Annotated in this window: 17 protein-coding genes, 1 rRNA gene and 1 pseudogene; 8 read left to right on the forward strand and 11 right to left on the reverse strand. The window is 73.1% G+C overall.

The window, feature by feature from the left end; all coding sequences use genetic code 11:
* Nucleotides 1–172: 172 nt before the first annotated feature.
* Nucleotides 173–289, forward strand: a 5S ribosomal RNA gene (gene rrf, locus BM339_RS18330).
* A gap of 42 nt (nucleotides 290–331) precedes the next feature.
* Here rrf and BM339_RS18335 read toward each other — a convergent pair.
* Complete coding sequence (locus BM339_RS18335; RefSeq protein ID WP_075021661.1) at nucleotides 332–946, reverse strand: TetR/AcrR family transcriptional regulator; 615 nt, start codon at nucleotides 944–946, stop codon at nucleotides 332–334.
* A gap of 217 nt (nucleotides 947–1,163) precedes the next feature.
* Here BM339_RS18335 and BM339_RS52850 point away from each other — a divergent pair, with 217 nt between their 5' ends.
* Entirely contained in the window at nucleotides 1,164–1,484 is a 321-nt protein-coding gene (locus BM339_RS52850) for a zinc ribbon domain-containing protein (protein WP_412517551.1), read from the forward strand.
* A gap of 41 nt (nucleotides 1,485–1,525) precedes the next feature.
* Here the strand turns inward: BM339_RS52850 and BM339_RS18345 are convergent, their stop codons facing one another.
* The 4 genes and pseudogenes from BM339_RS18345 to BM339_RS18360 all read right to left on the reverse strand — a co-directional run bounded on the left by BM339_RS18345 (nucleotide 1,526) and on the right by BM339_RS18360 (nucleotide 4,532).
* On the reverse strand, nucleotides 1,526–2,305 hold the full coding sequence (locus BM339_RS18345) for a fatty acid desaturase family protein (RefSeq protein ID WP_021598140.1): 780 nt from the start codon (nucleotides 2,303–2,305) through the stop codon (nucleotides 1,526–1,528).
* Complete coding sequence (locus BM339_RS50705) at nucleotides 2,302–3,231, reverse strand: phytoene desaturase family protein (protein ID WP_218163686.1); 930 nt, start codon at nucleotides 3,229–3,231, stop codon at nucleotides 2,302–2,304. Before BM339_RS50705 ends, BM339_RS18345 begins: the two co-directional genes overlap by 4 nt.
* Before the next feature lie 361 nt (nucleotides 3,232–3,592).
* A pseudogene (locus tag BM339_RS51460) lies at nucleotides 3,593–3,850 on the reverse strand (NAD(P)-binding protein); the annotation flags it as partial.
* A 388-nt stretch (nucleotides 3,851–4,238) separates the two neighbouring features.
* The gene (locus BM339_RS18360) at nucleotides 4,239–4,532 is read right to left on the reverse strand and encodes a YciI family protein (RefSeq protein ID WP_075021663.1); all 294 of its coding nucleotides are present in this window, start codon (nucleotides 4,530–4,532) and stop codon (nucleotides 4,239–4,241) included.
* A 160-nt stretch (nucleotides 4,533–4,692) separates the two neighbouring features.
* Between BM339_RS18360 and BM339_RS18365 the strand changes: the two genes are divergently transcribed.
* A complete protein-coding gene (locus tag BM339_RS18365) occupies nucleotides 4,693–5,115 on the forward strand; it encodes an SAM-dependent methyltransferase (RefSeq protein ID WP_075021664.1) in 423 nt (140 codons plus the stop codon).
* A 15-nt stretch (nucleotides 5,116–5,130) separates the two neighbouring features.
* Here the strand turns inward: BM339_RS18365 and BM339_RS18370 are convergent, their stop codons facing one another.
* The gene (locus tag BM339_RS18370; protein ID WP_021598136.1) at nucleotides 5,131–5,739 is read right to left on the reverse strand and encodes a TetR/AcrR family transcriptional regulator; all 609 of its coding nucleotides are present in this window, start codon (nucleotides 5,737–5,739) and stop codon (nucleotides 5,131–5,133) included.
* A gap of 100 nt (nucleotides 5,740–5,839) precedes the next feature.
* On the opposite strand from BM339_RS18370, the gene BM339_RS18375 reads away from it, so the two are divergent.
* From BM339_RS18375 to BM339_RS18395, 5 genes are all read left to right on the forward strand, one after another.
* Nucleotides 5,840–7,765 (forward strand): acyclic terpene utilization AtuA family protein, encoded by a 1,926-nt coding sequence (locus tag BM339_RS18375; protein WP_075021665.1) that lies wholly within the window; start codon nucleotides 5,840–5,842, stop codon nucleotides 7,763–7,765.
* Entirely contained in the window at nucleotides 7,762–9,354 is a 1,593-nt protein-coding gene (locus BM339_RS18380; protein WP_177287727.1) for an acyl-CoA carboxylase subunit beta, read from the forward strand. Before BM339_RS18375 ends, BM339_RS18380 begins: the two co-directional genes overlap by 4 nt.
* Before the next feature lie 8 nt (nucleotides 9,355–9,362).
* Entirely contained in the window at nucleotides 9,363–11,324 is a 1,962-nt protein-coding gene (locus BM339_RS18385) for an ATP-binding protein (RefSeq protein WP_075021666.1), read from the forward strand.
* Nucleotides 11,321–12,475, forward strand: coding sequence for an acyl-CoA dehydrogenase family protein (locus BM339_RS18390; protein ID WP_021600301.1), 1,155 nt, complete (start codon nucleotides 11,321–11,323; stop codon nucleotides 12,473–12,475). Before BM339_RS18385 ends, BM339_RS18390 begins: the two co-directional genes overlap by 4 nt.
* A gap of 88 nt (nucleotides 12,476–12,563) precedes the next feature.
* On the forward strand, nucleotides 12,564–13,976 hold the full coding sequence (locus tag BM339_RS18395) for an RDD family protein (RefSeq protein ID WP_075021667.1): 1,413 nt from the start codon (nucleotides 12,564–12,566) through the stop codon (nucleotides 13,974–13,976).
* Between the two features lie 6 nt (nucleotides 13,977–13,982).
* Here BM339_RS18395 and BM339_RS18400 read toward each other — a convergent pair whose 3' ends face one another.
* The 5 genes from BM339_RS18400 to BM339_RS18420 form a co-directional block, all read right to left on the reverse strand.
* Nucleotides 13,983–14,549: a P-loop nucleotide/nucleoside kinase family protein gene (locus tag BM339_RS18400; protein WP_075021668.1), complete on the reverse strand. Its 567-nt coding sequence runs from the start codon at nucleotides 14,547–14,549 to the stop codon at nucleotides 13,983–13,985.
* Nucleotides 14,546–15,607, reverse strand: a complete 1,062-nt coding sequence (locus BM339_RS51465; protein WP_075021669.1) for an enolase C-terminal domain-like protein — start codon at nucleotides 15,605–15,607, stop codon at nucleotides 14,546–14,548. Before BM339_RS51465 ends, BM339_RS18400 begins: the two co-directional genes overlap by 4 nt.
* Before the next feature lie 75 nt (nucleotides 15,608–15,682).
* A complete protein-coding gene (locus BM339_RS18410) occupies nucleotides 15,683–16,117 on the reverse strand; it encodes a hypothetical protein (RefSeq protein ID WP_024934942.1) in 435 nt (144 codons plus the stop codon).
* A gap of 74 nt (nucleotides 16,118–16,191) precedes the next feature.
* Nucleotides 16,192–17,670 carry an LCP family protein gene (locus tag BM339_RS18415; protein WP_021599896.1) on the reverse strand — a complete coding sequence of 493 codons (1,479 nt, stop codon included), beginning with the start codon at nucleotides 17,668–17,670 and terminating at the stop codon, nucleotides 16,192–16,194.
* Nucleotides 17,671–17,715: 45 nt separating this feature from the next.
* Nucleotides 17,716–18,327: a hypothetical protein gene (locus BM339_RS18420; protein ID WP_024934941.1), complete on the reverse strand. Its 612-nt coding sequence runs from the start codon at nucleotides 18,325–18,327 to the stop codon at nucleotides 17,716–17,718.
* Nucleotides 18,328–18,360: the final 33 nt, after the last annotated feature.

The following is an 18,360-nucleotide window of genomic DNA, read 5'->3' on the forward strand; positions in this document are numbered from 1 at the left end:
CCGAGTGGCTTGAACACACATGACGTTCAAACCGAATCGCTGTTGTGAGTTGTTCGCGTCCCTGTGTGGTTCCTGGAAAACAACCGGGAACCCGCATTAATCAAGTGAATACCGAGCCTGGCTCGGACGTTGAGACTTGCACACCCCCGCTGGGGGGTGGTGCGTTGAGGCGTTCGGTGGTTTTGGCGAGGGGGAAACACCCGGTCCCATTCCGAACCCGGAAGTTAAGCCTCTCAGCGCCGATGGTACTGCATGGGAGACTGTGTGGGAGAGTAGGACACCGCCGGACCTATATTGCAGGAAGGCCCCGCCGATTTCGGCGGGGCCTTTCTCATTTCTCCGGTGCGGGGCCGCCGCGTCCGGCGAAGGTGTCCCAGAGGATGGCGGCCGGTTCGGCCGTGGTGAAGAGCGATTCGATGCGGGACCGGTCGCCGTCCAGATGAGTGAGAGTCTGCACGCCGAGGAACATCGCGACGGCGATCATGCCGAGGTCGCGGGACGGGACCAGGCTCTCGAAGGCAGTCCCGGCGACGAGCCGGCGCACCGTGGCCGCGGCGAACTCCGACCACGACTCGACATGGGCGAGCAGCTCGTCACGCAGCCGAGGCGACGCCGACGACGCTCTGAACAATTCCTGGACGGCGTCGATGTGCCCCTGGTCTTGCATGTCCTCGGCGTACAGCTCGCGGAGACGGGCGAGCAGTTCGGTGGCGTCCGAGCAGGAGTCGAGGACCTCTTCGTAGCGTTCCCTGCGCGCCCGGCTCGTATGGCCGAGGGCGGCGACGAACAGGTCTTCCAGGTCCTCGAAGTGGTAGTAGATGACGCCCGGCGCGAAACCGCCCGTCCTGGCGATCGAGCGGGCGGTCGTCCCGCCGTAGCCTTCGACGGCCAGCGTCCTGATGGCCGCCTCGAGCAGACGTCTCCTCGCTTCCGCGCGGGGCGCCATCAAAACCTCCCGAGTGGACCGTGGCTTTCAGGCGACGGGTGTATCGGGGTCCCGGTAGGGGCTGGCCCGCGCCAGCGGGACAGGATTAAGCACGAAGTGCGCACTGGTTCATCCTTCCGACCTCGTTAGATAGGCAACGCTCGTGTAATGAGCGTGTGACTCGTCGGGTGCGCACTTCTCCCGGTGCGGCGTATGACCTCGGGTACCACGTGGTGTGGTGCGCCAAGTACCGCTGCCCGTCCTCGGCGGCCGGGTCAAGGACCGCCTGGAGGAGTTGATCCGCGCCAAGGCCGACGGGCACGGGTGGCAGATCGTGGCGCTTGAGGTGATGCCCGACCACGTGCATCTGTTCGTCAGGGCGCACCGCAACACCTCCCGCACGTGTGCCCGCTGCGGGCACTGCGCTGCGGAGAACCGCGTCACCCAAGCCGCGTTCGCGTGTACGGCGTGCGGGCACACCGCGCACGCCGACGTGAGCGCGGCGATCAACATCTTGAGGGCAGGGCTTGCCCTTCGCGACGCCGCGGAAGCGGCCTAGCGAGAAGCCGCTCCCTTCAGGGAGCGGAGGAGTCACGGCCGTCAGATCACCTTCCGCGGCCGTACTCCGGCCTCCGCGAGGACGGGGTCGAGGCGGCGGGCGAGCCGGGACAGATGGTGGCTCGGCACCTGCGGGTACAGATGGTGCTCCAAGTGGTACGTCAACTCCAGGAACAGGGCGGGAACGACGCGGCCGCGCAGGGTGTGGGTCTGCGTGAGCGGCGTGTCCCCGTAATGCCGGTGCGGCAGGTGGACGGTCAGCAGCGGATACACCCAGCTTCCCACGAGCACCATCACCGCGTACACGAGCAGGCCCCGGGAGAAGAGCAGCCCGGCGCCGACGGCCGCGAACGGCAGGGCCGCTTCGGCCAGCAGCCACGCCCGCTGGCTCACGGAGGCACGGCGGAACGCCCACCCCCACAGGCGGGCGAGGAACACCGGTCCGTACAGGACCGCGCCGACCGCCGACAGGTCCGCTGGATGGCCTTCCGGGTCCTCGTCGCTGGGGAAGGTGCGGTGGTGTTGCAGGTGGGTGGCGCGGTAGGCGTGGCCGCTCTCCAGCAGCACGGCGCCGAGGAGGAACAGGAACCACTCGGTCGACCGTCTCCCGAGCCCTAGTGACCGGTGGACGACGTCGTGCGTCGCGGTCACCACCGCCACGAAGATGCCGAAGGCGACCAGTGGGGTGAACCACCACCATCCGGCCGCCCACACGGCCGCGAACAGCACGATCCCGGCGTACGGCAGCGACAGGGTGAGGACGCGTCGCCGCCGCGTGGTGACGAGCAGGTCGGGGCCGAGTTCGGAAAGCCTGGGGATCATCGGGACACCCCCGTCCGGCGCGCGGTCCTGAGCACCTCGTCCGCGACTATCCTGCTGCCCAGCGCGCACGCGACGGTGCCCAGCCCCGGCCAGGTCGAGTCGCCGACGAGCCACAGGCCCGGCACGCCGAGCGAGTGCGGGATCGCGTTCTGGTTGGCGTTGCGCGGCGTCTGGTGCGCACCGCCGACCGCGCCGCCGGGCCGGAACGCGAAGCGCTCGTACGACCGGGGCGTGCCGACGTCCCACACCCGGGCACGCTCGCCGAGGTTCGGATGGACGCGGCGGGCCAGGCCGACGAGATGCTCCCCTGCGGCCCGTTTGCGGACCTCGTAGTCGGCGTCCGGCAGGCCCTCCCAGTCCGCCAGCGCGGTGTGCGTGGAGATCATCACGGCGCGGTCGCCCGGTGGTGCGCTGTCGGTGTCGCCCGGCGCGGACACCGACACGAACATGTTGTTGCCGTCGCCGAGCGGCCGGTCGTAGTCCTGGAGCAGCTGGTGATGGGTGAACTCCTGGCCGGCGACCTCGTCCTCCGGCACGCCGAGGAACACCACGATCGCGCCGCCCATGTCCTTCTCGTCCCGCTCCAGGTAGGGGCGCAGCGGCCGGGCGGCGTCCGGGACGACACGCGCGGTCGTCGGCGCCGGCAGGGCGCTCACCACCTGCCGGGCGTGGACGACGCCGCGTTTCGTGTGGACGTCGAACGCTCCGTCGCGTCCGGTGACCCGGTCGACGTGGCAGCCGACCCGGAGCCGGCCGCCCATACCGCGGTAGTGCGCGAGGAAGCGGCGCCAGAAGCCGCGCATCCCGCCGTCGGCGCGGGTGAGCCCGGCACCGCGGATGGTGACCCCCAGCGCGGCGTTGATCAGGGGGGCGCGGTCGACGGTGCTGTGCACCGTGTCCTCGACGAGCATCGACAGCAGCCCCACGAGCGGTTTGTCGCCGCGCAGGCCGTGCCGGACGAGGACGTCGCCGAGGGTCGTGTTCAGGTGCCGGGTGAGCGGGAGGCCCCGCGGCCCGAGGGCCCGCAGGTTGGGTCAGGTCGGCGGGACGCCGAACCGGCAGCCGTACCCCGGCGCGGCTCGCGTCCCAGAACACCTGGGCCAGGTGATCGAGCCGCGTCCAGAAGGCGCGGTGCGCGGGGCCGTCGCCGAGGGCCCGCAGCCGCTCTCGATGCCATGCCCGGGTGTCGCGGTGGAGGGTCACCGTGCGGTCGGGCAGCCAGCCGACGTAACCGGGCAGGGCCTCCCCGGGGACCGGGTCCATGCCGATCGCGTCGAGCAGTTCCGCTCCGACGCCGCCGGGCTCGAAGTCGACCATGGTCGTCGCGCCGACGTCGAACGAGAACCCCCGCCGCCGGTAGTAGCCGGCGCAGCCGCCCACGTGCCCGTGCGCCTCGACGACGAGCGTGGACACCCCGGCCGCCTGCAACCGGGCCGCCGTCGCCATGCCCGCCAGGCCCCCGCCGAGCACCGCGACCTCGCACGACACCGGAAACCGCGGCGCCGCCCTCGGCGGGCGTGCGTTTTGAACGCTTGTTCTGAACATACGTTCAGAGTCTGCCGATCATGTGTCGGCGTCAACGTGATGTGCCCGACATGGCCGGAGGCGGCCGCGTCGGCCGATGTGGCGAGAAGCGCGACGCAGGCCTGCGCGCGGGAAGTGCCTAGGCTGCTGGGATGGATCTCGGCTGGCCCGGTCAGCTCGACTGGTACTGGCGGAACCGGTGGGGCCGCGGCTGGAGGGGCTCACCCGATGATGAGTACTTCTGGGAGCCGGCGCCGGGAGGCTGGAGCGTCCGCCCACAGGGGGAGGCGACGAGCCCGATGGCGGCAGGCGCGGGGGGGTATGAGGATTTCCCCTTCGTCGCGCTCGTCCTGTACATCAACCGTGAGGTCGTCCACCACGAAGCAGGGATCGCGCTGCTCCGCGACCTCTACCTCCAGAGCCGGGCAAGGTCCGGGTGGGCGCGTCCTGGGGTGACGGTGGTGATGCGGTAGCGGGCGACTCCCGCCTTGACGAAGGGGTCCTCGGCGGCGATGTCCTCCGCGCCCTGGCGGTCGACGCCCACGGCGATGATGAGCCCGCCCTGCGAGGTGGGGACGGTCTGGCCCGAGAGGACGAACTTGCCGGCGGCATGGTGCCGTTCGAGGAACGCCACGTGACCGGCGACATGCGGCTCGGCCGCCTGCTCCGAACCCGTGTACTCCAGCCGCAGCAGGTGCAGCATTCGACCTCCCCGATCCCCGTCCGCGACCGCGACCGGACGAGTCTGCCAGAGGACGCGCGAGGCCCGGCGGACTGGACGGCCTCGGCGACGCGCGAGGCCGTCCATCCCGCTATCGTGCTGCCGCGTGACCTCTGCATTCAGAACCTGGAGGTGAGGTAGCGTGCCGCCGCTCTCAGCCCGGCTCGCCGAGATCGTGGACGCGCTGCCGCTCACGCCGGACATGCGCGTCCTGGAGATCGGGTGCGGACCCGGGGCCGCCGCCCGCGCTATCGCCGCCCGGCTGGACACCGGGCACATCCTCGCGATCGACCGCTCCGCCAAGGCGATCGCGCAGGCGGAGGCGTCCTCGGCCGAGGAGATCGCGTCCGGACGGATGAGCGTCCGGCGGGCGGCCATCGAGGGGTTCACCCCGGAACCCGGCGAAGGCCCCTTCGACCTCGTCCTCGCCGTGCGGGTCGGGGCGCTCGACGGCCGACACCCCGAGGCCGGGCGCAAGGCCAGGGAGCGCATCGCCGCCGTGCTGGCGCCGGGAGGCCGCCTCTTCATCGACGGCGGCGATCCCCTGCGGGAGATTCCTCTCTGACCCGGGCGGGCCCGGTCAGCGGCCGAGCGCCCGGTCCAGGGTGATCGCCCACTGCCTCAGCAGGCGGGTGCGGCGCGCCGAGTCGTCGGTGAGCAGGTCGGCGAGGCCGAGGCCGCGGACGAGGTCGAGGGTCGCCTGCACCGTCTCGCGGACGCCGGGGACGGACTCGTCCGCGCCCAGCGCCTCGACGGTGAGCCGGTGCGCCTCGCGTCCGACCTTGGCCTCCAGGGGCACGATCCGCGCGCGGAGCTGCTCGTCGGAACTGGCGGCGACCCAGAGCTGCAGGGCGGCCCGGAACAGCGGGCTGGTGTACATCTCGCCGAGCAGGGTCACCACGTCCAGCGTGGACGGACGGTGGTCGGCGAGCGCGTCCAGGCGCTCGCGCATCTGCGCCATCCGCACGTCCGACCCGTACTCCACGGCCGCCGTCACCAGCTCCTCGCGCGTCCGGAAGTGGTGCTGGGCGGCGCCCCGGGAGACGCCCGCGCGCTCGGCGACCACCGCGACGGTCGTCCCCGCCCAGCCGACGGACGCCAGGCAGCCGACGGCGGCCTCCAGGAGGCGCCGGCGGGTGGCGCGGCTGCGGTCCTGCTGGGGCTCGCGGGGGAGTGCCTGGGCGGTCATGCGGTCCTCGGGTCGGTGGCCTTCCAGTCAACCAAAGGATCACGGCGAGAAACAATCATGCGCGATTGATTTTTTCGGGACGGGCTGGCAGGGTGCTGGCATGAGCCAACCGTTGCGGGTGGGCAACGCCTCGGGCTTCTACGGCGACCGCTTCTCCGCGGTCCGGGAGATGCTGGAGGGCGGGCCGCTGGACGTCCTCACCGGCGACTACCTCGCCGAGCTGACGATGCTGATCCTCGGCCGGGGCAGGATGAAGGACCCGGACGCCGGGTACGCGACGACGTTCCTGCGGCAGATGGAGGAGTCCCTCGGGCTCGCGGCGGAGCGCGGCACGAAGATCGTCACGAACGCGGGCGGGCTCAACCCGCGCGGGCTCGCGGACCGGCTGCGTGAGCTCGCCGCCCGCCTCGGCCTCGACGTCCGGATCGCGCATGTCGAAGGCGACGACCTGCTGGCGCGGGCGGGCGAGCTCTGGCCGGCGGACGAGCGCTACGGGCCGCCGCTGACGGCCAACGCCTACCTCGGCGCGTGGGGGATCGCCGAGTGCCTGCGGGCCGGGGCCGACGTGGTGGTGACCGGCCGCGTCACCGACGCGTCGCTGGTCGTGGGCCCGGCCGCCGCGCACTTCGGCTGGGCGCGCGACGACTGGGACGCGCTGGCCGGCGCGACGGCCGCCGGGCACGTCCTGGAGTGCGGCGCCCAGGCGACGGGCGGCAACTTCGCCTTCTTCCAGGAGATCTACAATGTAAAGGCGCTGGGCTTTCCGATCGCCGAGATCCGCCCCGACGGCTCCAGCGTGATCACCAAGCACGACGGCACCGGCGGCGCGGTGACCGTCGAGACCGTCACGGCCCAGCTCCTGTACGAGATCGGCGGGCCGGTCTATGCCGGCCCGGACGTGACGACGCGGTTCGACACGATCGAGCTCGCGCAGGACGGCCCCGACCGGGTGCGGATCGGCGGGGTGCGGGGCGTCCCGCCGCCGCCGACCACGAAGGTGTGCCTGAACCACCTCGGGGGCCACCGCAACGAGATGACGTTCGTCCTGACCGGCTTGGACATCGAGGCGAAGGCCGAGTTCGCGAAGGCGCAGCTCGACGAGGCCTTCGGCGACGCTCACCCCGCCCGGGTCGAGTGGACCCTCATCGGCACCGCCGAACCCGACCCGGCGACCCAGGGCGAGGCCACGGCCCTGCTGCGCTGCGCCGTCCTGGACCCCGACCCGGACAAGGCGGGCCGCGCCTTCAGCGGAGCCGCCGTGGAACTCGCCCTCGCCGGCTACCCGGGCTTCACGATGACGTCCCCGCCCGGCAAGGGCAGCCCTTACGGCGTCTACAAACCGGCGTTCGTCCCCAACGACATGGTCGACCACGTGGCGGTCACCCACGAGGGCACCCGCATCCCGATCGCACCGCCCCCCACCGTCACTCCACTCCCCACAGACGACTCCACCCCGGCTCCGGCCAGCGGCCCCGCCCCGGCTGCCGAGGGAGGGGAGGATCGAGGTTTCTCCGCCCAGTCCTCACCCGCCCAGTCCTCACCCGCCCAGTCCCCGGCTGCCGAGGGAGGGGGGGACCAAAGTGTCTCCGCCCAGTCCCCACCCGCCCGGGGGGTCCAGCCCAATCCCAGTGTCGAACGCCCAGGTCCCGGGTTGGGGGCCGAACCCGCATCTGTGGACAACCCCGGTCCGTCGGGCACCGTCCGTGAACCCCTGGGGCGGGTCGTCGGGGCGCGGAGCGGGGACAAGGGCGGGGACGCCAACATCGGCGTGTGGGCCCGGACGGACGCCCAGTGGCGCTGGCTGGAGCCCTTCCTCACCATCGACAAGATCCGCGAGCTGCTCCCGGAGACCCGTGACCACGTCGTCCGGCGGCACGTGCTGCCCAACCTGCGTGCGGTGAACTTCGTCGTCGAAGGGCTGCTGCAGGAGGGGGTGTCGGCCTCGACCCGGTTCGACCCGCAGGGCAAGGCACTCGGGGAGTGGCTGCGGTCCCGCCTCGCCGACATCCCGGAGACGATCCTGTGACGCTCAAGAGCACCCTGGACACCCACGGCCCGGAGTACCGGGAACGGCGCGAGGCCATGCTGGAGAAGCTGGCCGCGCTGGACGCCGAGCACGCGAAGGCGCTGGAGGGCGGCGGCGAGAAGTACGTCGCCCGCCACCGAAAGCGCGGGAAGCTGCTGGCCAGGGAACGCATCGAGCTGCTGCTCGACCCCGATTCGCCGTTCCTTGAGCTGAGCCCGCTCGCGGCATGGGGGAGCGACTTCCCCGTCGGGGCGAGCATCGTCACCGGCATCGGCGTCGTCGAGGGCGTCGAATGCGTGATCGTGGCGAACGACCCGACGGTCCGGGGCGGGGCGAGCAACCCGTGGACCGTGAAGAAGAGCTTTCGCGCGTCCGACATCGCCCTGGAGAACCGGCTCCCCCTCATCAACCTGGTCGAGTCGGGCGGCGCGGACCTGCCGACCCAGAAGGAGATCTTCATCCCGGGCGGGCGGATGTTCCGGGACCTGACCCGGCTCTCGGCGGCCGGCATCCCGACGATCGCGCTGGTGTTCGGGAACTCCACCGCCGGCGGCGCGTACATCCCGGGCATGTGCGACTACGTCGTCATGGTCAAGGAGCGCGCGAAGGTGTTCCTCGGCGGGCCGCCGCTGGTGAAGATGGCGACGGGGGAGGAGGCCGCCGACGAGGAACTGGGCGGCGCCGAGATGCACGCCCGCACGTCCGGGCTCGCCGACTACATGGCCGCGGACGAGACGGACGCGCTGCGCCTCGGCCGCCAGATCGTGAAGAACCTCGGGCACCGCAAGCTCGGCCCCGCCCCGGGCCCGGTGGAGGAACCCCTGTACGACGCGGAGGAACTGGCCGGGATCGTCCCCGAGGACCTGAAGATCCCGTTCGACCCGCGCGAGGTCATCGCCCGGATCGCCGACGGGTCCCGGTTCGACGAGTTCAAGCCCCTGTACGGGACGAGCCTGGTCACCGGCTGGACGCGCGTCCACGGCCACCCGATCGGGATCCTCGCCAACGCGCAGGGCGTCCTGTTCGGGGACGAGGCGCAGAAGGCGGCGCAGTTCATCCAGCTCGCCAACCAGAGCGACACCCCGCTGCTGTTCCTGCACAACACGACCGGCTACATGGTCGGCAAGGGGTACGAGCAGGCCGGGATCATCAAGCACGGCGCCCTGATGATCAACGCGGTGGCCAACAGCAAGGTCCCGCACATCTCGATCGTGATGGGCGCCTCGTACGGGGCGGGCAACTACGGCATGTGCGGCCGCGCGTACGACCCGCGGTTCCTGTTCGCGTGGCCGAGCGCCAAGTCGGCGGTGATGGGGCCGCAGCAGCTCGCGGGCGTGCTGTCGATCGTCGCGCGGCAGGCGGCCGAGGCGCGCGGGCAGGTGTACGACGAGGACCAGGACCGCGCGATGCGGGAGATGGTCGAGGCGCAGATCGAGGCCGAGTCGCTGCCGTTCTTCCTGTCGGGGCGCCTCTACGACGACGGCGTGATCGACCCGCGCGACACCCGCACCGTCCTCGGGCTGTGCCTGTCCGCCGTCTGCAACGCGCCCGTGCGCGGGGCCGACGGCTTCGGCGTCTTCCGGATGTGAGCGTACAAATGATCAAGAGTCTGCTGGTCGCCAACCGCGGCGAGATCGCCCGCCGCGTCCTGCGCGCCTGCCGCGACCTCGGCATCGCGACGGTCGCCGTCCACTCCGACCCGGACGCGGGCGCGCCGCACGTCCGGGAGGCGGACGCGGCGGGACGGCTGCCCGGCGCGTCGCCCGCGGAGACGTACCTGTCGGCCGGGCGGATCCTCGCCGTGGCCGAGCAGGCCGGGGCCGACGCGGTGCACCCCGGCTACGGGTTCCTGTCGGAGAACGCGGACTTCGCGCGGGCCGTCATCGACGCCGGGCTGACCTGGGTCGGCCCGCCGCCCGCCGCGATCGCCGCGATGGGCTCCAAGATCGAGGCGAAGAAGCTGATGGCCGCGGCGGACGTCCCGGTCCTGCCCGACCTCGACCCCGCCGGCGTGCCCGGCGACGGCTTCCCATTGCTGGTCAAGGCGTCTGCGGGCGGCGGCGGGCGCGGCATGCGGATCGTCCGGGAGCCGGGCGGGCTGCAGGACGCCCTCGCGGCGGCCCGCCGCGAGGCGGAGTCGGCGTTCGGCGACCCGACCGTGTTCTGCGAGCCGCTGCTGGAGGACGCCCGGCACATCGAGGTGCAGATCCTCGCCGACGCGCACGGCACCGTGTGGGCGCTCGGCGAGCGCGAGTGCTCGATCCAGCGCCGCCACCAGAAGATCGTCGAGGAGGCGCCGTCCCCGGCCGTCGGGCCGGACCTGCGCGCCCGGCTGTGCGAGGCGGCGGCGAACGCGGCCCGCGCGATCGGGTACGAGGGCGCCGGCACGGTCGAGTTCATGCTCGCCCCGGACGGCCGCTTCTTCTTCCTGGAGGTCAACACCCGGCTGCAGGTCGAGCATCCGGTCACCGAGTGCGTGTACGGCGTGGACCTCGTACGGCTGCAGATCGAGGTCGCCGAAGGCGCGCGGCTGCCGAAGGACGTGCCGGAACCCCGCGGCCACGCCATCGAGGTCCGCCTGTACGCCGAGGACCCCGCGCAGGACTGGCGGCCCGCCAGCGGCACCCTGCACACCTTCGAGGTGCCGGGCGCCGACGCCGCGTTCGCCGTCCCCGCCGCGCACGGGCTGCGGCTCGACAGCGGCGTCGAGAGCGGCGCGGAGGTCGGCGTCCACTACGACCCGATGCTCGCCAAGCTGATCGCCTGGGCGCCGTCCCGGGCCGCCGCCGCCCGCAGGCTGGCCGCCGGGCTGCGCGGCGCCCGCATCCACGGCCTGACCACGAACCGCGACCTGCTCGTCCGGATCCTGGAGGAGCCGACCTTCCTGGACGGCGACACCGACACCGGCTACCTCGACCGCGTCGGCCTCGGCGCCCTGGCCGCGCCGCTGGCGGACGAGGCGGCCGTGCGGATCTCCGCGCTGGCCGCCGCGCTCGCCCAGGCCGCCGCGAGCCGGGCCGGCGCCGCGGTGCTCGGCGGCCTCCCGTCCGGCTGGCGCAACGTCCGGTCCCAGCCGCAGCGCAGGACGTTCCACGGACCGCACGGCCGCGTCGACGTCGACTACGACCTGAACCGGGGCCGGCTCACCTCCGAGCGGTTCCCCGGCGTCTCGCTGGTGAGCGCCGCACCGGAGCAGGTCGTCCTCGACCGTGACGGCCTCCGCGAGACCTTCACCGTGACCGCGGCCGGAAACCGCGTGCACGTCGACTCCCGCCTCGGCCCGGTGACGCTGGACGTCGTCCCGCGGTTCGCCGACCCGAGCGACCAGATCGCCCCCGGCTCCCTCCTCGCCCCCATGCCCGGGACCGTCGTGCGCGTCGAGGCGGAGGCGGGGGCGGAGGTCGCCGCGGGGCAGGTCCTCGTCGTCCTGGAGGCGATGAAGATGGAGCACCGCGTCGCCGCGCCGTCCGCCGGGACGGTCACCGAACTGAACGTCGCCGCGGGACGGCAGGTCGAGTCCGGCGCCGTCCTCGCCGTCATCGAAAGGACCCCGGGATGAGCTTCGTCGAGACCGAGGAGCGGCAGGCGCTGCGCGCGGCCGTCGCGGAACTCGGTGCCAAGTACGGTTCCTCCTACTACGTGGAGAAGGCCAGGGCCGGGCTGAAGACCGACGAGCTGTGGGCCGAGGCCGCGGGGCTCGGCTACCTCGGCGTCAACGTCCCGGAGGAGTACGGTGGCGGAGGCGGCGGCATCGGCGACCTCGCCGCCGTGTGCGAGGAGCTGGCCGCCGCGGGCTGCCCGCTGCTGCTCATGGTCGTGTCCCCGGCGATCTGCGCGACGATCATCGCCCGGTCCGGCACGGACGGCCAGAAGAAGCACTGGCTGCCGCGCTTCGCCGACGGCTCGGTGAAGATGGCGTTCGCGATCACCGAGCCCGACGCCGGCTCCAACGCGCACCGCATCACCACCACGGCGCGCCGCGACGGCGGGGGTTGGGTGCTGAACGGGCAGAAGACGTTCATCTCCGGCGTGGACGAGGCGGACGCCGTCCTGTTCGTCTCCCGCACGCAGGACCAGAAGGGGAACCTGCGGCCCTCGCTGTTCATCGTCCCGACGGGCGTGCCGGGCTTCACCTTCACCCCTATCGACATGGAGATCGTGTCGCCGGAGAAGCAGTTCGTCTGCCACCTCGACGACGTCCGGCTGCCCTACGACGCGCTCGTCGGCGACGAGGACGGCGGCCTGCTGCAGCTGTTCGCCGGCCTCAACCCCGAGCGGATCATGGCCGCCGCCATGGGCGCCGGGATCGGCCGGCTCGCGCTCGGCAAGGCGACCGCCTACGCGAGGGAACGGCAGGTGTTCAAGACGCCGATCGGCGCGCACCAGGGCCTCGCGCACCCGCTCGCCGCCGCGAAGATCGAGCTGGAGCTGGCCCGGCTCATGGCGCAGAAGGCCGCCTGGCTCTACGACCAGGGCGACGACATGGGCGCCGGCGAGGCCGCGAACATGGCCAAGTACGCCACCGCCGAGGCCGCGATCCACTGCGTCGACCAGGCCATCCAGACGCACGGCGGCAACGGCCTCACCACCGAGTACGGCGTCGGGATGCTCGCCGGGGTCGTGCGGCTCATGCGGATCGCGCCGGTCAGCCGCGAGATGATCCTGAACTTCGTCGCGCAGCACTCGCTCGGGTTGCCCAAGTCCTACTGACGCGGTGGCGGGGAGGCATCGAGCGCCCTACACTCCTGACCGTTCGGGACTTTTCGACCAACTTGACAACGCGACCCGAGGGACTCCCGTGTACGGTCCGCCGCCTGTTCCGCTGCCCAGCGGCCCCCCGCCCGTCCCTCCGCCCGACCAGCCGGAGGCGCCCCCGGCCGCGCCGCGCGGCCGGCGCCTCGCCGCCTGGAGCATCGACACCGCGCTCATCATCGGCGCCGCCGTCCTCCTGGGCATGATGACGTGGGGACGGCTGAACGGCGTCCTGGGCGACGGGCTGTGGTGGGACGCGCTGTCCGCGACCGGCGGGCTCCTGCTGTCGGGCGGCGACGTCCAGAACGCGGCCAAGGACTTCGGGCTGGACATCTGGCACGAGATCGCCGGCGCCATCGAGCAGGCGCTGCTGCTGCTCATCCTCGTCGAGTTCCTGCACCAGTTCGCGGGCCAGGCCATGACCGGGCGGACCATCGGCAAGGCCGTGCTCGACCTGCGCGTGGCGGACGCGAAGACCGCCAAGTCCCGCGCCCTGCGCCGCTCCCTGGTGACCACCGCGGGAGGGACCGGCCTGTACTGCACCGCATGGATCCTCCTCCTGCACGGCATGTTCTTCTTCGCCCTCGTGGTGTGGGCGGCCGCCGTGGCGGTGTTCCTGGCCAACAGCGCACCCGCCCTCGTCGGCGCCCGGCGGCGCACCCTCGCCGACCTGCTCGCGGGCACCGTCCTGGTCCGCGCGGGCGGCTACCGGCGTGCCGCCGAGGCCGCCCGGCAGGGCGCCGGCGTCGCCTGGGACGGGACGCAGGCGGCGGGCCAGGTCGCGGGCCGGGCCGTCCGCGACAACGCCGCCCGGCTCGCCCAGGCCGAGTCGATGCAGCGGGCCCTGCACTCCGAGCGCGGCCGGCAGGCACAGGAGCTCGGCCGCCGGTCCGTCACCAGGATGCAGGACGCGATGCACGGCGAACGGGCCCAGCAGGCCGGCGACATGGGCAGGCGTCTCGGAGGCCGCCTCAAGAACGCCTACAACGACCGCCGCGCGGCCCGCAAGGACGAACCGCTCCCGCAGCCCCCCGAAACGCCCGCGATCCTTCCACCCGAACCGCACTACGACCCGTACACCCGACCCGACCAGTACGCCCAGCCGAGCCCGTACGCTCAACCTGGCCCGTACGCTCAACCTGGCCCGTACGCTCAACCTGGCCCGTACGCTCAACCTGGCCCGTACGCTCAACCTGGCCCGTACGCCCAGCCTGGGCAGTATGCGCCACCGGGTCAGCACGCGCAGCCCGACCCGTATGCGCCACCGGGTCAGCACGCGCAGCCCGACCCTTATGCCCAGCCGGGCCAGTACGCCCATCCCGACCCGTATGCGCAGCCCGGCCAGCACCAGCCGGGACCGTACGGGCAGCCAGGCCGGCAGCCGCCGCCCGGCCCGTACGGTCAGCCCCAGCCGTACATTCCGCAGCAGCGGGACGAGCCGCCGGAGGAGCGCGTCTGAGCGGCCTCAGACGAGGAGAGCGTCGAGCTGTGCCTCCAGCGGGGCCGGCGCGGTCAGGCGGTTGTCCACGGCCACGTGGGGCACCGGAGGAGGCGTCTCCGGCAGCATCCGGGCGGCGAAGGCGTCGAAGTCCGCCAGCTTGCCGGTGTCGCGCGGGGAGCCCCGGTCCTCCAGGCGGCGGCGGAGGGTCGCGGCGTCCGTCCTGACCCACACCAGGCGCACCGGCGGGCCGCCCAGGGACGCCGTCCACTCCGTCCAGCGCGACGCGTCCCGGATCTGCCCGGTGAACGGGCCGCTCAGCAGCACCGGGCAGCCGCGGGAACGGATCTCCCGCGCGGTGGCGGTCATCCCCGCGTACTCGTGCGGCTTGACGTGCTCGTCGTACCACGGGCCCTCCCGTTCGCCCGGGTCCCGGGCGAACGCCGTGAGGGTCGCCTTGACGAACGGCCCGTACATCGTGTCCTTGTCCAGAAGCGCGGGGACGGGGAGCAGCCGCTCCAGCATCAGGTCCGACACGGTCGTCTTGCCGGAGCCGGGCGGGCCCGCCACCACCCAGACCGGGGCGGGCGTCACGTCGACAGGCGCATGCGGCGGGTCGCCAGCCGCTCGATGCGCGCCTCGTCGATCTCGTGGCCGAGGCCCGGCTGGGTGAGCGGGACCCCGACGACGCCGCCGGACGAGCGGACGGGCGGGGTGACGAACACCGGCCCGCCCGCGGGGTCGGACACGTCGCTCGGCAGCGTGCAGCCCGGCAGCGCGGCGAGGGCGACCGCGGCGGCCTGCCCGATGCCGAACGAGCCGCACCCGCTGCACCACACGTCCCATCCCGCCGCGTACGCCAGGTCGTGGGCGCTGCGGGCCGCGGTCAGCCCGCCGAGCCGGTCCAGCCGCAGGTGCAGCGCCCGGCCGGCCTGCAGCGACAGCGCCGCGTCCAGGGTGTCCAGGTCGCCGACGGCGGGGGCGATGGCGGTACCGACCCGGAGCTGGAGCCGGGCGTGCGCGGCGAGGTCCCCGGACGGGAACGGGCGCTCGATCGCGGCCAGGCCGTAGGCGTCCAGGGCCTCCAGCACCGCCATGTGGTCGGACGACTCGGTGTAGGCGTGGCCCGCGTCGGCGACCAGCGCCAGCGCCGGATACGCCTGCCTGATCGCCCGGACGGGCTCGATGTCCCAGCCGGGGCGGACGTCCAGCGTGACCCGGGTGTGGCCCGCCCCGACGGCCTTGTTGACGCGCAGGGTGACCGTGTCCAGCGCGGGCTCCGGGGAGATGCGCGACCCCGTCACGATGGACGTGCGGGTGCCGCCGAGCGCGTGCGCGAGCGGCAGGCCGCGCGTCCGGCACCACAGGTCCCAGCAGGCCGTGTCGACGGCCGCGGCGGCCTCGCTGGCGCCGAGGTCCGCGGCGGCGGACACGTCCTCGGGACGGTCCCAGTCGAGCCCGATCAGGGCCGGGCCCATGCGCTCCTCGATGTCGGCCCAGGCCGGGCCCGCGCCTGCCGCGCCGCCCGGGACGGGCATCTCGCCCCAGCCGACCGCGTCGCCGCCGCCGTGGAGGCGGACGAGGACGCTCTCCGGCCGCCTTCCGCGCGGCATCGCCACGTGGAAGGCGTCGCAGCCCTGGATCAGAGGCACCCGTACCAGCCCTTCGAGGTAGTCGTCTCCCTCAATGATCCCCCCTCGCCGGACCGGCGCGGACATCGGCGCGGGTCAGGACCGCCGCAGGAACGGGCGGAGCGGCCGCCGCTCGTATCCGCCGTCCGCGAGGCCGGCGAGGCGCTCGAACGGGTTGTAGGACGCCCAGTCCCCGCACAGCAGCATCGACACGCCCGCGCACGCCCCGTAGAGCGGGATCATGGCGACGCCGAGGCACCAGGCGTACTGCGTCGAATGGCGCCCCTCATGACGGAGCAGCCGCGACGTGTCGGACAGCCGGGACGCGTCGCCGCGCAGCAGGATCACGTTGCCGACCGTGAACGCGGACGCGACCGGCACCGGCAGCCGGTAGCCGCCCGCCACGATCAGCCCGTCCGGGCCCCTGCGGAACCCCGCGCCGCGCGCCGTGGTCGCGGCCAGCAGGAGCCCCAGCCCCGTGGACAGGTTGACCGCGTTGACCAACTGCCGCACCCGATGCGCCCGTTTCACGCGCCCAGTTTCCCCTGCCGCCCGGCGCCGGGAAACCCCGCGGGCGCGGGCGTTCCGGGCCGGCCGGGGCCGGCTCAGGGGCAGCTGCTCTTCAGGGAGACGGGCTTGCTGTCGGGCTTGGGGGACTCGGAGCCGTCCGGGGAGTCCGGCGACTGGGTCGGCGTTGTGCCCGGCGTGCCGCCCGGGGTGCCGCTCGGCTTGGCGCTGACCTGCCGGGGGTCGCTGTTGACGGCCTCGGACGTCAGCTTGCGGATCTTGTCGAAGTCGGGGTTGCCGGTGTAGATCAGCGGCGGGACGAACTGCAGGCTGCGGATCTGCGCGCCGTTCTTGACCTTGTTCGACAGCTTCACCAGCGCGGGCAGCAGCTCCTGCGGGATGTCGGTCGACAGCGTCCGCTTGGCCGCGGCGGCGAGCTTGTCGAAGCTCCGCAGGACGGTCTGCGGGTCGGCCTGCTCGGCGATCGCGCGCATCAGGCACTTCTGCCGGCTCATCCGGACGTAGTCGCTGCTGTTGGTGCGGGACCGCCCGTACCAGAGGGCCTCCTTGCCCGACAGCGTCCGGTCGCCGGGCTGCAGGACGGCGCCCTGGAGCCCGTACGGGATCGGCTCGGTGATCTTGATCTTGACGCCGCCCATGGCGTCGATGATGTCGGCGAAGCCGAACATGTCGACGAGGATGTAGTAGTCGACGCGCACGCCGAGGATGCCCGCGATGGTGGCCTTCAGCAGCTCGGGGCCGCGGTGGTTCTTGGCGACGCCGGGCACCACGTCGGGGTGGTTCTCGGCGTACTCGTACACCTCGTTGAGCAGGCCCGGGTTCTGCGGGCCGTCGCCGGTGAAGCCGTAGGGGAACCGGTCGCGGGCCGGGCCGGGCGGCATCGGGAAGCTCTCCAGGTTGCGCGGCAGGCTCAGCAGCACGGTGTCGCCGGTCTTGGTGTCGACGCTGGCCACCGTCATGCTGTCGGTGCGCACGCCGGTGCGGTTGGAGGCCGCGTCGCCGCCGAGGAGCAGGACGTTGACGCGGGGCTCGCCGTTGAAGGGGTCCTCGGCGTCGACCTTCTTGCCGTTCTCGCTGCCGCTGCGGAAGATGCTGGTGAGCGCGTTCCGGTAGACGTAGGTGCTGTGCGCCGACCACGCGACCGGCACGGCGACGGCGAAGCACATCACCGCGACGGAGGCCGCGCCGAGCGCCCGGGCGCCGACCGCGAGGCGGGCCGGGCGCAGCACCAGGTAGGAGCGGATCACCACGAGGATCCACACCACCCCGAGCGCGACGAGCCCGCCGGACATCCGCTGCAGCGCCGCCGGCTGGACCGCGAGGTGCACCAGGTCGGAGCGGTAGACCGTGGCCGCGCCCGCCATGGCGACGGCGACCGTCAGGTACAGGGCGAGCAGCAGCCCGCCGGCGATCCGGCGGCCCGCGGCGAAGTGGGCGATGCCCCACACCAGGGCGGACGCCAGCGTCAGCGCCAGCGCGCGAGGGAGACCCCCGGCTCCGCCGGAGGTGCCGTCCTCGTCCCTTCCCCGGGCATGCCGCCTCGCGGACCGACCCATGTACGCTCCGATTCCCACCCACGGTGATTTAAGCCCTGGCTCACATTATGGACGCGCGGAACCGGGCAAAGGTTGCGTGGGAGTCGACCGCATGCGAGCGGGTGTGGCCTCTGGTACAGCTGTGATCCAGGATATTGAATCCGTCCCCGTCAGGGAAGCCGGGATGATCTTCCGGACGGCGCCGGGCGCGAGCGCGCGGGCGGCGCCGAGCGGCGGGACGATCACCAGCAGGCACAGGACGGCGACGGTGGTGCCGCCGGCGAGGCGCAGCAGCGGCGGCAGCCCGTCCGGCACCAGCACGGCGTAGGCATGGACGATCAGCGCCGCCCACAGCGCCGCGAGCAGCACGCAGCCGGCCGTGGCGGCGGCCGGCCAGACCGGCCCGGCCGGCGGGCCGTGCCCGGCGGCGAGGGCGGCGGCCGCCAGCGCGAGCGCCTGCCCGGCGAGCAGCGCCGAGCCGCACCGGACGCGCCCGGAGCGCAGGAGCGCGATCCCCGGCAGCGCCGGCGAGACCCCGGCGATCAGCAGCGCCTCGGCCAGGCCGCGCAGTGCGGCGTCCCCGGCCCGGGCGTCCCGTCCGGGGGCGGGAGGCGGCGCGCAGGGCGCGTCCTTCGGCCGCGCTCGCGTCGCGGTGCCCGCCGGCGCGCCGTCGATCATGCCCCGCCCCCTTCGCCGACGAAGACCCCTCTC

Origin of the sequence: Actinomadura madurae, assembly GCF_900115095.1 — a bacterium.
Classification (GTDB): domain Bacteria; phylum Actinomycetota; class Actinomycetes; order Streptosporangiales; family Streptosporangiaceae; genus Spirillospora; species Spirillospora madurae.

What these genes read in the sequence shown, in the direction of transcription:
- BM339_RS18335 (WP_075021661.1), bottom strand. Translation starts at nt 946, where the DNA reads ATGGCGCCCCGCGCGGAAGCGAGGAGACGTCTGCTCGAGGCGGCCATC.
- BM339_RS18345 (WP_021598140.1), bottom strand. Translation starts at nt 2,305, where the DNA reads ATGATCCCCAGGCTTTCCGAACTCGGCCCCGACCTGCTCGTCACCACG.
- BM339_RS18360 (WP_075021663.1), bottom strand. Translation starts at nt 4,532, where the DNA reads ATGCTGCACCTGCTGCGGCTGGAGTACACGGGTTCGGAGCAGGCGGCC.
- BM339_RS18370 (WP_021598136.1), bottom strand. Translation starts at nt 5,739, where the DNA reads ATGACCGCCCAGGCACTCCCCCGCGAGCCCCAGCAGGACCGCAGCCGC.
- BM339_RS18375 (WP_075021665.1), top strand. Translation starts at nt 5,840, where the DNA reads ATGAGCCAACCGTTGCGGGTGGGCAACGCCTCGGGCTTCTACGGCGAC.
- BM339_RS18385 (WP_075021666.1), top strand. Translation starts at nt 9,363, where the DNA reads ATGATCAAGAGTCTGCTGGTCGCCAACCGCGGCGAGATCGCCCGCCGC.
- BM339_RS18390 (WP_021600301.1), top strand. Translation starts at nt 11,321, where the DNA reads ATGAGCTTCGTCGAGACCGAGGAGCGGCAGGCGCTGCGCGCGGCCGTC.
- BM339_RS18415 (WP_021599896.1), bottom strand. Translation starts at nt 17,670, where the DNA reads ATGGGTCGGTCCGCGAGGCGGCATGCCCGGGGAAGGGACGAGGACGGC.
- BM339_RS18420 (WP_024934941.1), bottom strand. Translation starts at nt 18,327, where the DNA reads ATGATCGACGGCGCGCCGGCGGGCACCGCGACGCGAGCGCGGCCGAAG.